Origin of the sequence: Pseudacidovorax sp. NFM-22, from assembly GCF_021401245.1 — a bacterium.
In the GTDB taxonomy this organism is placed as follows: Bacteria; Pseudomonadota; Gammaproteobacteria; order Burkholderiales; family Burkholderiaceae_C; genus Xenophilus.
This window is the reverse complement of the sequence record NZ_JACBFY010000003.1, coordinates 156,021-168,875: the sequence shown is the minus strand read 5'-3', so window position 1 is coordinate 168,875 and position 12,855 is coordinate 156,021. Positions and strand designations below refer to the sequence as shown.

Annotated in this window: 10 protein-coding genes and 1 pseudogene; 8 read left to right on the top strand and 3 right to left on the bottom strand. The window is 62.3% G+C overall.

What is annotated here, in order from left to right; translation table 11 throughout:
* Positions 1-480: 480 nt before the first annotated feature.
* Positions 481-1,794, bottom strand: coding sequence for an IS256-like element IS931 family transposase (locus L0984_RS11670; RefSeq protein WP_046543550.1), 1,314 nt, complete (start codon positions 1,792-1,794; stop codon positions 481-483).
* 291 nt (positions 1,795-2,085) lie between these two features.
* Between L0984_RS11670 and ltrA the strand changes: the two genes are divergently transcribed.
* Together ltrA and L0984_RS11660 are read left to right on the top strand one after the other, a co-directional pair.
* Positions 2,086-3,603, top strand: a complete 1,518-nt coding sequence (ltrA, locus tag L0984_RS11665) for a group II intron reverse transcriptase/maturase (protein ID WP_094840516.1) — start codon at positions 2,086-2,088, stop codon at positions 3,601-3,603.
* A gap of 83 nt (positions 3,604-3,686) precedes the next feature.
* A pseudogene (locus L0984_RS11660) lies at positions 3,687-4,187 on the top strand (IS3 family transposase); the annotation flags it as partial.
* Between the two features lie 58 nt (positions 4,188-4,245).
* Here L0984_RS11660 and L0984_RS11655 read toward each other — a convergent pair.
* A complete protein-coding gene (locus L0984_RS11655; protein ID WP_129246457.1) occupies positions 4,246-5,580 on the bottom strand; it encodes an ATP-binding protein in 1,335 nt (444 codons plus the stop codon).
* Positions 5,577-6,245 (bottom strand): response regulator, encoded by a 669-nt coding sequence (locus L0984_RS11650; RefSeq protein WP_129246459.1) that lies wholly within the window; start codon positions 6,243-6,245, stop codon positions 5,577-5,579. Before L0984_RS11650 ends, L0984_RS11655 begins: the two co-directional genes overlap by 4 nt.
* 180 nt (positions 6,246-6,425) lie before the next feature.
* Here L0984_RS11650 and L0984_RS11645 point away from each other — a divergent pair, with 180 nt between their 5' ends.
* The 6 genes from L0984_RS11645 (at position 6,426) to L0984_RS11620 (ending at position 12,826) form a co-directional block, all read left to right on the top strand.
* Positions 6,426-6,860 (top strand): ATP-binding cassette domain-containing protein, encoded by a 435-nt coding sequence (locus L0984_RS11645; RefSeq protein WP_255697342.1) that lies wholly within the window; start codon positions 6,426-6,428, stop codon positions 6,858-6,860.
* 199 nt (positions 6,861-7,059) lie between these two features.
* Positions 7,060-8,898 (top strand): protein-disulfide reductase DsbD, encoded by a 1,839-nt coding sequence (dsbD, locus tag L0984_RS11640; RefSeq protein WP_129246461.1) that lies wholly within the window; start codon positions 7,060-7,062, stop codon positions 8,896-8,898.
* Entirely contained in the window at positions 8,898-9,734 is an 837-nt protein-coding gene (locus L0984_RS11635) for a TlpA disulfide reductase family protein (RefSeq protein WP_004350666.1), read from the top strand. Before dsbD ends, L0984_RS11635 begins: the two co-directional genes overlap by 1 nt.
* Before the next feature lie 2 nt (positions 9,735-9,736).
* Positions 9,737-10,510 (top strand): thiol:disulfide interchange protein DsbG, encoded by a 774-nt coding sequence (dsbG, locus tag L0984_RS11630; protein ID WP_003149839.1) that lies wholly within the window; start codon positions 9,737-9,739, stop codon positions 10,508-10,510.
* A gap of 90 nt (positions 10,511-10,600) precedes the next feature.
* Positions 10,601-11,407: a sulfite exporter TauE/SafE family protein gene (locus L0984_RS11625; RefSeq protein WP_004350669.1), complete on the top strand. Its 807-nt coding sequence runs from the start codon at positions 10,601-10,603 to the stop codon at positions 11,405-11,407.
* Positions 11,408-11,449: 42 nt separating this feature from the next.
* Positions 11,450-12,826: a dihydrolipoyl dehydrogenase gene (locus tag L0984_RS11620; protein WP_004350672.1), complete on the top strand. Its 1,377-nt coding sequence runs from the start codon at positions 11,450-11,452 to the stop codon at positions 12,824-12,826.
* The last annotated feature ends 29 nt before the right edge of the window (positions 12,827-12,855 follow it).

Sequence of the window (12,855 nt, the reverse complement as noted above, 5' to 3'; positions counted from 1 at the left end):
GACGTTGTAGTACCGGGGCATGCCCTTCCTCTGCTGCGAGAGGAAGTGAGCCGAAGCGGCGGTGACTTGCCGACACTGGCAAGGTGACGTAGTCCGTGGGAAACGGGGCTTGCGGCGAAGCGGTTACGCCAAGATGAGCCTCCAGGCTGAGCATGGGACGGTTGAGGAACACGAACCTGTTAAACCGCATCTGAGGGTTGAAATGTCACCCCTGCCCACACCGCTTTACGGGCAGGACGCGAACTGTTGCCGGTCACACGTATGGCCCGGCGGCACGATTGCTGACCGGACAGGTAAGCTGATCAGCAAGGGTCCACGGGGAGCGCGCAGCTAGACCGTGGTGTTCGCGACGACTTGCGGCAAGCAAGGATAAAGACTGCGACAGGCAGCCTCGCCCATGCGTTGAGTCCAGCATGTGAACTGGGGAAGGGGCAATGTCCCACAGACAGTTGAAGGTTGGGACGGCGGGTGCGGCATAGATTATGCGACCTTGCGATCATGGTCAATGTTGGATTTCGAGGGCGAACGCTTCAGGGCGGCGGCGAGCACCCAGAGCTCGCTCACGCCGAGGATTTTCCGGAAGTGCTTTTCGGCTTCCAGGAACCCCGCTGCTGCCCAGCGCACCGCCATGTCGGCATCGCGATAGCGCTTCACACGCCCCGCGACGCGACGTACCGCGCCGTTGGGGTTCTCGATGAGGTTGGTCGTCGACAGCCCGCGCATGAGCGCCGGCGTCAGGCCCAGCTCGTTGACCGTGAACGTTTCCTCCAGCCCTTCGAGCAGCGCCGCCGAGGCATCCGGGTGCTCGGCCTTGAGCCACGCTGCGTGCGTCTCGAGCTTGGCCATGCCGTCCTTGGCCGGCAGCTTGTAGGCCGCTTTCATGATCGCTGCGGTTTGCGAGATGCATTCTTTGGGCAGGCGATCGAGGACATTGCGCAGCTTGTGCGTTCGACAGCGCTGCACGTGGGCACGCTCGCCGAAGAGTTCGTCGATCGCCGAACGCAGCGCCTTGGAACCGTCGATCACGAACAGATATTCCAGCTCCGTGGACAAGCCGCGATCGATCAACCCGCGCAACAGATCCTTGACGACCTGGGCGTTCTCGCTCGAACCGCTCACGAGCCCCATCAGATGTTTCTTGCCGGCGCTGTCCACGCCGATGGCCGCGATAACGTGCCGCGTGCCGACGATGATGCCGTCCAGGTAGATCGCCAGGAAGTCGTGATCGTCGAAGCGCCGGCCCATCAGCTCGGTGAGCGCCCTCTGGCTGGCCTGGATGAACTCGCGCGAGACGCTGCTCTTGGAGATGCCCACCGTGCCGGCCATCTCGGGCAGCACCTTGGCATATTTGCGCGTGGACACGCCCGTGACCATGATGTCGTGCACGCGCTCGGCGAGCCGCGGATTCTGGTTCAACTGCTCGTAGGCGGGGATCGGCACTTCGCCGCCGCCTCGCCGCCGCAGGCGTGGCCGCTCGACGTTCAATTTGCGCTCGTCCATCACGATCTGGCCGCGTTGCGAGCCGTGCCAACGGACTTCGCCGCCTTTGCGGCCAGGGTGCTTCTCGCCGGCGACTTCCGTCGCCGAGATCACCAGCAACTGCTCGACCAGGCCGCGGCCAGCGTCGTACATCAGCTCGTCAATGCTCGCGCGGGTGTTCTGGATCAGATCGAGTATTGGCAGCAGGAGCTGACTGTTCTCGGCGAAACAGGCCCGCAGCCGGTCTTCGTTCTGCTTGGCGACGATGTTCAACGGCGCGCTGGCCTTCGGGGCCTTCTTCTTGCCAGGCTTCATGTGGCGGTTCTCCTTGGTTCCCTGTTCGGGAGGTTGGTCCTGGAAACCCGATTCTCTCGGATTCCACTGGCGAACCGCCGCCTTCAACCTTCAACTACGCCTGGGACATTGCCGGGGAAGGCTTGCACAGATGTTAAGGGAGTGTGCCCCCGATGATGTGCGAGCTGGCGGAGCCTCCGTAGTAGTCCGAGACCGGGAAAGCCGGTCACATGGCGAAGGGAGGCAGTTGAAGTGGTTTGCTTGGTTGATTAACTGACCACAGTGAGGTGAAGACCTTTGATAATCAGTGAAATGCAAAGCAAACTGGCGGCATGGTCGACGGAGAACAAAGAGCGCAAGTTCGATCGTCTCCTGAGACTGATTGCTGACAGGGATTGGCTGAGCGAAGCGGCTCGCATTACGCTGGCATCCAGCGGAGCCCGCACACCGGGAGTGGACGGTGTTGACAAGCGCATGATGGAAGCGAATCTCCAGCATGAACTGGCGACGATACGCGACGAACTGTTGGCGGGCTCGTATAGTCCGCTGCCTGCGCGGCGCGTGTACATACCGAAGGCGAACGGCAAGCTCAGACCGCTCGGCATCCCTTGTCTACGGGATCGAATTGTGCAAAGGGCCATGCTGATGGCGATGGAGCCGATATGGGAGAGTGATTTCCATCCGGCTTCATATGGCTTCAGACCGGCCCGAAGCGTACATCACGCGATTCGCACGGTGAAGCTTCAGTTGCAGGATGGTGACGAACACAGTGTTGCCGGACGCTGGGTTATCGAGGGCGACCTCGCCAGCTACTTCGACACCGTTCATCATCGTCTGCTTCTGAAGGGAATCCGCAAGCGCATTGCCGATCAGCGCTTCCTTGCCCTGCTCTGGAAGTTCATCAAGGCGGGCTGCGTTGATCGCGATCTGTTTCGCGCTGCAAGCGAGGGGGTTCCCCAGGGCGGTGTCATCTCACCGCTCCTATCCAACATCATGCTGCACGAATTCGACGCGTGGATGGAGAAGAACTACCTGAGCAAGAAGGTGCGGAAGGATCGGTGGGCGTGGAACTTCGCCATTCTCAAGCAGCGTCCCATTACTGTACGAGAAAACCGGCAGTGGAAGCCAGCGGTTTCTTACTGTCGGTACGCGGATGACTTTGTGATCGTGGTCAAGGGAACGCGAGCGCATGCCGAGGCAGTACGCGAGGCGTGCAGGCAATTCCTTGAAGGCGAACTGAAGCTCACACTGAATATGGAGAAGACCCATATCACGCACGTGAACGACGGCTTCGTCTTCCTCGGTCACCGGATCATTCGTAAGCGCGGACCACGCGGCCGCATGCGGCCGGTGACGACGATTCCGTGGGAGAAGTATCGGGGCTTCGCCGAGCGGTTAGTCAAACAACTGTCGGGCAATTACGGCATGAACCGGATGGACCTGATGGAGAGCCTGAATCGGCAGATTGCCGGCTGGGCCGCCTTCTATCAATACACTGACTACACGGCCACCATGTTCAGAAAACTTGACCGGACCGTGTTCTGGAAGTTCGGATATTGGCTCGCGCGCAGGTATCGGCGCGGGTTCAGGTCGCTGATGCGCGATCATGTGCGGGCGCCAGAACCGGGACAGGCCAAGACATGGCTGCTTCATGGCCAGAATAGTCGGGGTTGGTACGGGGCGGTGGCGCTTCGGCGTCTTGTTACCAGCCGGAAGGGGCAATTCAGGTGGCGTAACCCGTCGGAGAATCCGTACATCCTGCGCGATGAGGCACGCAGTACCATCGAGTCACGCTATCCCGATGTCGCCTTTGCTATGAGCAACGCTTGAACGGAGAGCCGGATGCGCTGAGAGGTGCAAGTCCGGTTCGGGGAGGAGAGGCCGGGAGATAGCTCGACTACGCCCGGTCTCTTACTCCACTCTCGACATGGCAGGGCTGGCTGTACGTGGCCTTCGTCATCGACGTCTACGCCCGGCGCATCGTCGGCTGGCGCGTGAGCAAGTCCATGACGACGGACTTCGTACTCGATGCGCTGGAGCAGGCCCTGTATGCTCGTCAGCCCGGCAATGACGGTTCTCTGACCCATCACTCCGATAGGGGATCGCAATACGTGAGCATCCGCTATAGCGAACGGCTGGCCGAGGCCGGCATCGAGCCCTCGGTCGGTAGCCGGGGCGACAGCTACGACAATGCCTTGGCCGAGACGATCAACGGCCTGTACAAAGCCGAACTGATCCACCGTCGTGCGCCCTGGAAAAGCAGGGAATCCGTCGAGCTGGCCACCTTGGAATGGGTCGCCTGGTTCAACCATAAACGCCTGCACTCATCGATCGGCTATATCCCGCCCGCCGAGGCTGAGGCAAACTACTACAGCCAACTCGACAGAACCGCCGAAGAGGCCGGTTTACTTTAACCAAATGGCCTCCGCGAAACCCGGGGCGATTCAGCTATTGAGAAAAGAGCTATTTCCCTCAGCACTTTGAAGCAGGCAGGGAAATCTCCGCGACCAAGCCGCCACCTTCCCTGGGCTTTAATTCGAGGGTGCCGCCAAACCGCTCCGCGATCGCCCGCACAATCGAGATGCCCAAGCCGGAGCCATCCTTGCTTTTCCGGCCTTGGTCGCCACGCCAGAAGCGCTGCCCAATTTGGGATGCCTGTTCGGTAGTGAGTCCAGGGCCACGGTCCGATACAGTAACTAGGCACCGCTGCGCGCGATGGTCCAAGAACACATCGACATCGATCTTCGCGTCTTTGGGCGAGTACCGCATTGCGTTATCAACCAGATTGCGAATCGCCGTTTCCAACATCGACTTCGGCACGGGAGTTCCAATGTCCTCACCGTTGATGTTCAGCGACAAACGTTCGCCTTCGTCAACCCGCCACTGGTCCAGCACGCTACGGACGGACGTTGCAACCGAAGTGCAGCCATCTGCCTCGTCGGCGGGTGCCTCAGCACGCGCGAGGATCATCATCTGGTCCAGCGTGCGCCGCAGGCGTTTTACCCCTTCCTCCGCACTGGAAAGCGAGGACGCCACTTCGTCGCCCTCGCTGATCTGGGCTACCTGCAAGTGCGTGTCGATTACGGTCAACGGAGTGCGCAGTTCGTGCGCCGCGGCATCGGTAAATGCCCGTTGGCTGGAGAGCGCTCGTGCCAGGCGCCTGAGAAGCCCATTCATCGCATCCAGGACCGGACGGAGTTCAGAAGGCGAATGGTTGACGGCAATCGGGGAGGTATCGTCCGCGTGTTTGTCGCGCAACTGTTGTGAAAGAGCTTTCAGCGGGGACAGCCCCCGGCCGATGCCGATCCAAAGTGCCGCCAAACCGCCAAGAAAGGCAATCAGAAATGGCACGCCAGCCACGCTTAACAATTCGTTGATCAGCATGTCCCGTTGGTCCACGCGATCTGCCGTAGTGATCTGGTAGCCATTGGCGCGCAGAACGTAGACTCTCCACTGGTGTCCTAGAACGTCTCGTGTGCTGAAGCCCGCCGGGAGTGACTCGAATTCCGAATGAGGCCCAGTGGTCGTGCGTGCCAAAATCTCCCCCTGCAAGGATCGGATTTCGCACGCGATCCCTTCCTTGCCGCTGACGCGCACGGCCTCGGTGAAGTCGGCGGCCGCCGAGTTCGGAGCCAGCGCCGCGCGCTCAAGCAGCCCCGACACCATGCGTGCGGACATGGCAAGGCGGCCGTCGAGGGTTCGATCGAGATTAGAATGGACGCCGCGCATCATCCAGCCTGCGGCAGCGCCCCACAGAACCAGCAACGAAATACCGGCGATCAGAACGGCGCGTAGGCGCAGGCTCATGACGCGATCCTCCAGCCTAGCCGATAGCCGAGCCCGCGAACTGTCTCGATCGCGTCGGCGCCGAGCTTGCGGCGAATGTTGTGGATATGCACGTTGAGTGCATTGCTGCCGATCTCATCCCCGAGCCCGTACAAGCGCTCGTTTAGCATGTCGGGTGCCACCCACCGGCCATCGGCGTTGGCGAGATGGGCCAGCAGATCCACTTCGCGACGCGACAAGGTCACGGGCTCGCCTTGGAACCAGGCCATTCCGCTCTCCGGCTCCAATCGCAGGGGGCCAGCCGAGATCACCTGGGCCGCACGGCCTTGCGTGCGTCTGACCAGCGCGTGTAACCGAGCTGCCAGTTCCCGCAGATCGAACGGCTTGACCATGTAGTCGTCGGCACCTTCATGCAGCCCTTTGAGCCTGTGCTCGATGGCGTCCCGTGCGGTGAGGATCAGGACTGGTAGCTGAGGTTCGACAGCTCGCATGCTGGCCAGCAATTCCATGCCGTCCCGGTCAGGCAGACCGAGATCAAGCACTAGGGCATTAAAGGTATCTTCCGAGTGCGTGGCCTCGGCCTCTGCTGCCGTTCCGACGTGATGCACCGCGATGCCGTGCTTTTGCAAACCGGCCGCGATCCCCCGTCCGATGAGTTCGTCGTCTTCTACCAACAGTATTCGCATGGGGTCTACCAACCTGATTTTGCTCGTGTGACACGCTTATGTTAGGCCAGAAACGACAGTAAGGTGGGAGGTAAGTTCCTGCTAATTTTCAGTTAATCGGGAGAAGGCATGATGTCGAAGATTGCCCCTTGAGGGCGCACTTCGTGGCGAAACCCACGTGCATGAATTATTAACCGGCCCATGCTTGAAGCTCTTGATCTGGGTGGCGTCCGCGGGGGGCGCCGCTTGTTTGCATATTTGACTTTCCGGATTGCGCCGGGCGATTGCCTATCGGTGCAGGGCGAGAACGGCAGCGGGAAGACCACGCTGTTGAGGATGCTGGCCGGCCTCGCAACACCAGATGTCGGCAGAATTTTGTGGAATGGAGGCCTCCTGCATAGCCGGCGAAGCGAATACCAACGGGACGTGATTTATAGCGGCCATGGTATTGGGCTTAAAGAAGATATCAATGCCTTGGAGAACCTGCTCGCCGCCGCCGCAATAGCAGGTGAGTCAGTATCTACGGAACACGCGCTAGAAGCGTTAAACGAGGTTGGCTTAGCCGAGCACAAGAAGCTGGGACTATCAAACCGCCATCATGCACTGGCAGAAACTGCTGGAGATGATGCCGTCTGATTCCGAGGCGGCAAACGTGGTAGCGGCTGGTATTGAACGGGCTCGAACGGAGCAGGCACAGCTTGGCCATAGTCAATCAGCAGAGCCACATACACAACCGTAATAGCATCTCTGTGCTCTGAGTCTATACGGCTAGCCTTTAGTTTCGCTTAATCGGGTCGGCGCATGATCTAGGCAGCTTTGCTTGGAGGACTCAGATTTGGCTATTTATCGGCGCGTAGTAGCGATCTTTCTACTGTGTTGTTGTGCGGTAGGCAGTGCGTGGGCGGATGGTCTGTTTTCCTCCAGGGATAGTAGCGAACGTCAATTTCTGGACGTTACAGAGGTCTTTAAGCTGGACCCTGCGCAGCAGCAGGGCGATTCGTTCTCGGCCACCGGGCATGTCGCCGATGGTTATTACGTTTATCGCCATGCCATCAAATTGGTCGATGCGCAGGGCCATGAAGTCAGCCTGACGCTTCCGGCAGGAACAGCCAAACACGACGAATTCTTTGGCGATACGGAAATCTATACGGGCGATGCCCTCAATCTGCGCTTTCCCGCCACCGCCCCCGGCCCGCTGACACTGCATTGGCAAGGGTGCGCGGAGGCAGGTATCTGCTATCCGCCGCAGACCATGAATGTGGCATTGCCGGCAGTGGTGGCCGGCACATCCCCGACCGGCAATGACTCCGTACAGCGGAGTTCGGCTTTGACCTCCACCAACACAGTCAGCTTGGGCGGAGCTACCGAGGTGGCAGAGGATCAAGCGGCAGCGCAGCGCCTAGCAGCATTGGGCCCCGTGTGGGGAACACTGCTGTTTTTTGGCTTCGGCTTGCTGCTCGCTTTCACACCATGCTCGCTCCCGATGATCCCCATCGTCTCCACCATGGTCGTCGGCAGCCAGGCCAAGCCGCGGCGGGCTTTCTTCCTCTCTCTGTCCTATGTCCTGGCGATGGCGGGCACCTACGCCGCGGTGGGCGTGGCCGCTGGCTTGGCCGGGGCCAACCTGCAAGCCACACTGCAATCGCCTTGGCTGCTCGGAGCGTTTGCAGCCTTGTTCCTGGTCCTGGCGAGTTCACTGTTCGGCCTGTTCGAGCTGCAGATGCCCTCGGCGCTGATCAATCGGGTCGAATCCGCCGGTAGAGATCGCTCGGGCGGGAGCATCTCCGGCGCGGCGGCGCTGGGCTTCCTCTCGGCGCTTCTGGTCGGGCCTTGCATGACCGCTCCATTGGCAGGCGCATTGCTGTACATCGGGCAGACCGGCAGCGCGGTCTACGGTGGCATGGCCTTGTTCGCGCTGGGTTTGGGCATGGGACTGCCCCTGCTGGCCATCGCCGTGTTCGGTGCCCGGGTCCTGCCACGGCCTGGCGCGTGGATGGACCGCGTGCGCGTGGCATTCGGCTACGTCATGGTGGGCATGGCCGTGATGATGCTGACGCGCTTCCTGCCCGGCACGGTCAGCCTGGTTCTGTGGGGCGCATGGGTCTTGTCGGTGGCGATTGGCCTGATCGCGTGGGGCCAGGCCGTGGCAGCGAAGCATCGGCTGGCATGGTCGCTGCGGTCCGGCGCCGTCTTCGCCGGCTTGTGGTCCATCCTGATGCTGGTCGGCGCGGCCTCTGGCGGCGAATCGGCATTGCAGCCGCTGGCCCACCTGCGCGGTGGTTCGACTTCGCCAGCACCGGCGGCGGGCGGCGTCGCTTACCTGCAGGCGAAATCGGTCGAGGACGTGGATGCGCATTTGGCACAGGCCGCTTCGCGCGGCCAATGGACCCTGATCGACTTCTACGCCGACTGGTGCGTCAGTTGCCATGTGATCGAACGCAACGTATTCGGCGACCCCGCCGTCGCGTCCCGCCTGGCCCGGATGCAGGTCGTGCGACCAGATGTGACGCGCAATGATGCGACCGATCAGGCCTTGCTCAAGCATTGGGGTGTCATGGGGCCGCCCACGCTCATTCTGGTTGGCCCGGACGGTACGGAACGCCGGGACCTGCGCGTCGTCGGTGAGATCGATGCCCGCGCCTTCCTGGTGCGCTTGGACAAGGCAGGTTCCTGATGATCAGCGTAGGTCCGTTCTCCGTCCAAGTCGTTGCCGTCTTCCTGGCCGTCCTGCTGGCCTGGGCGGTGGCGCGCATGGTTGCCAAGCGGTTGCCCGACTCTCCGTACAAGGCGGCCGGCGGAATGTTGCTGGACGCCGCTTTTGTGGGGTTTGTGGCGGCTCGCCTCGGCTACATCGCGCAATGGTGGGAAGAGTACGCGCAGTCGCCGATGTCCATGATTTCCATTGGCGACCAAGGCTTTTCGTGGTGGGTCGGTGTCCTGGCAGCGCTGGCGCTCATCTGGTGGCGCACCCGTGCGGTTCGGGCATTGCGCCGGCCTGTATTGGCGGGAGTTGCGGTCGGACTCGCAGCCTGGTTTGCTACCGGGGGCGTACTGGCTCTGCTGCAGCGCTCGGCACCGCCGTTGCCAGCGTTGACGCTCGCAACGCTCGATGAACAGCCAGTCGTCCTGAATTCCTATGCTGGGCGGCCCGTCGTGCTCAACCTCTGGGCGTCGTGGTGTCCACCATGCCGTCGCGAGATGCCGGTGTTCGAGCAGGCACAAGCGCAGTATCCCGATATCGCTTTTGTCATGGTCAACCAGGGAGAGAGCGCCCAGCAAGCCCGCGCCTTTCTTGAGAGCGAACGCCTGCATCTCAAGGATGTGCTGCTCGACCCCGCTTCCCAGACCATGCAGGCCGTCGCATCGCGAGGCCTGCCCACCACCTTGTTCTTCGATGAGCAAGGACGCCTGGTGGATACCCATCTGGGCGAACTCACGATGGCCAGCCTCAAACACACGGTGTCGCGCCGATTCGCGCCAGCCCAACAGATCAAGACAGACAAGGAGTAACCATGTTTGCACAACGCTCGCACATTTCGTTCCTGCTGGCCGCCAGCTTCATGGTGGTCACCGGCTGCAGCAAGGCAGAGACGGCTGACAAGCCGGCCGTCCTCAAGGCGCTGGAAGGTCAGGGCCTGACCGTCACGCAGGAATTCAAGGTCGGCGGCGGTCTGCGCGCCTTCGCTGCCGTCGCGGGTGACCGGCCCATTGCCGTGTACATCACGAGCGATGGCAATGCCATCGTGGGAACTCGCCTGAACGCCAAGGGCGAGCCAATGGACGAAGCGGACCTGGAAAAGCTGGCCGCCAAGCCGGTCAGCGACAAGGAATGGTCGCAGCTGCAGTCGTCCACCTGGGTGCTGGACGGCAAGGCAGATGCGCCGCGCGTCATCTACACCTTCAGCGATGCCAACTGCCCCTATTGCAACGCCTTCTGGGAAGCTGCACGCCCCTGGGTGGATTCCGGCAAGGTCCAGTTGCGGCACATTCTGGTAGGCATCATCAAGGATGACAGCCCGGCCAAAGCCGCGGCCATTCTTGGCGCGCCTGACCGGAGTGCGGCGTTGTTGACGAACGAGCGGCAGTTTGGCCAGGGCGGGATTACGCCAGCCAAGAGCGTGCCTGCCGATGTGCGCAAGATCCTCGATGACAACCTGGCACTCATGGCGAGCACCGGCTTCCGGGGGACGCCCGGCATCGTTGTACGCGGCCCCAATGGGATCCTCAAGAAGTACAACGGCATGCCGCGAGGGGCGCAATTGGGTGAAGTGCTGGGGCCGCGCTGAACCAGCCGCCCAGGCGCCGAACCTGATGGCCGCTTCTCTCAGCCCGCATCTCAGGCTGCTCAACGGAAATTGCACAAAGGATCATTCACTATGCTCTCGCTGACGGGTGGAGTGCTGGGCCTCATCATCGGAGCCGTGCTGGGATTGACTGGCGCCGGCGGCGGCATCTTCGCGGTGCCGGCGCTGGTGTTCGGCCTGGGCATGGACATCCGTCAGGCCGCGCCCGTGGCGCTGCTCGCCGTGGGAGCAGCGGCGACCCTGGGCGCTTTGCAGGGCTTGCGCCAGGGGGTAGTTCGGTACAAGGCAGCGATGATGTTGGCGGCTGCCGGCGCCGTGACGGCTCCGCTGGGCGTGCAGTTTGCCCACTGGCTTTCGCCTCGATGGCTGAACCTGATCTTCGTCGCCATCATGCTCGTGGTGGCCTACCGGATGTTCATGTCATCTCGCGGCAGCCAGACGCAGGACGATCTGGCTGACGAGCCAGCCCGGGTCTGCAAGATCTCCAAGGACACCGGCCGCTTCGTCTGGAACGTGCGAACAGCGACCACGCTGGGGAGCATCGGCATCGTCTCCGGTTTGGCCACGGGCATGTTGGGGGTGGGCGGCGGATTCATCATCGTCCCGGCTCTGGCGCATTTCAGCGAGCTGCGCATGCACAGCATCGTCGCGACCTCGCTCATGGTGATCGCGCTGCTGTCCGCTGTAACCGTGTTCATCGCGTGGAGTCATGGCATGACGCTCACCGCGCCCGCCTGGACATTCGTTCTCACGGCGCTCGTGGGCATGTCGCTCGGCCGTGTTCTGGCACGCAGGATTCCCTCAAAGATGCTCCAGCGGGTGTTTTCGATCACCTGCGTGGCCGTGGCGGCCCTCATGCTCATGCGCAATGTTGGCTAGAGGTCCGATGTTCGATTAATTGATTGTGGACGGGAAAATTCAATGCAGACAAGGAAAGTAGATGTCGCCATCATTGGCGCGGGAACCGCTGGCAGCACCGCATTCCATGCGCTGAAAGCGACAGGCAAACAGGTGGTTCTGATCGATCGGGGGCCATTGGGGACGACCTGCGCGCGCGTCGGATGCATGCCCTCGAAGGCGGCCCTGCATGCCGGCATGCACTGGAAGGTCGCCAAGGCACTGGCAGCGAGCGCCACGCCATCGACCCAAGGGCCGCAGGCCTTATGGTCCCACGCCCGCCAGACCAGGGATGCGCTGGCCGGCGCCGCCGCGGAGCGCACGCGCAAGGCGGCTGGCGAGAGCCTGATCATGGCCGAAGCGCGCTTCGTCGCGCCGGGCATCTTGCAGGCAGGTGAACAACGGATCGAGGCCAGCGCCTTCATCGTGGCGACGGGCTCTCGCCCGGTGGTCCCCAAAGCGCTCGACGGCGTTGCCTCCCGCATCCTGACCACCGATACCCTGTTCGACCTGGGCGTCCTGCCCGCACGGATGGGAATCCTGGGACTGGGCGCCATCGGGCTGGAACTCGGCCTGGCCCTGTCTCGCTTGGATGTGCAGGTGGTCGCGGCAGACCAGAAAGACGCCATCGGCGGCATCCAGGACCCCGATGTCCTGGAGCGGGCGATCGCCAGGTTCGAGACCGAGTTGCCGATGTGGTTGGGCGCCGCCGTCGAAGTCAGCCTTGAAGGCGACCAGGTGCGCATGCGCGCCGGCGAGCGCGACGCGCTCGTGGATCGGCTTCTCGTCGTGACGGGACGACAACCCAATACCGAGGCGCTCGATCTCGCCGCGGCCGGCATCTCCTTGGATCAGGCTGGCCGACCGAGCATCGACCCCGCGACCATGCAGGCCTGCGGGCCGTCCCAGGTGCCGATTTTCTTCGCAGGCGATGTGCAGCCGGATCGCCCTCTGATGCACGAGGCCGCGGACGAGGGTCAGATGGCAGCGCAAGCCGCACTGGCGAGCTTGCGCGGCGAAAGTTGGCCGGGCGCATCCCGGCGCGTGCCGATCACGATCCTGTTCACCGACCCGGATGCGTGCGCAGTCGGCATGACCTACGAGGCGGCGGTGCAGGAAGGCGCGGTCGTCGGCACCGCGGAAGGCAGCGGCAACGGGCGCTCCAAGATTCTTGGTGCTCCGGAAAACCTGCTGCACATCTATGCCGACCCCGGCTCAGGCGCCTTGCTCGGTGCCAGCATGCTCCTGACGCAAGGCGAGCACCTGGCGCACCTGATCGCTTGGGCGATCCAGGCGAAGCAGACCGTCAACGATCTGCTGGCCATGCCGTACTACCACCCCTCCATCGAGGAGATGCTGCAAAGCGCCTTGAAATCCGCATCCCAGCAGATGCGCCCGTGAACAACCCTTCTGACTGCACCACCGACCGA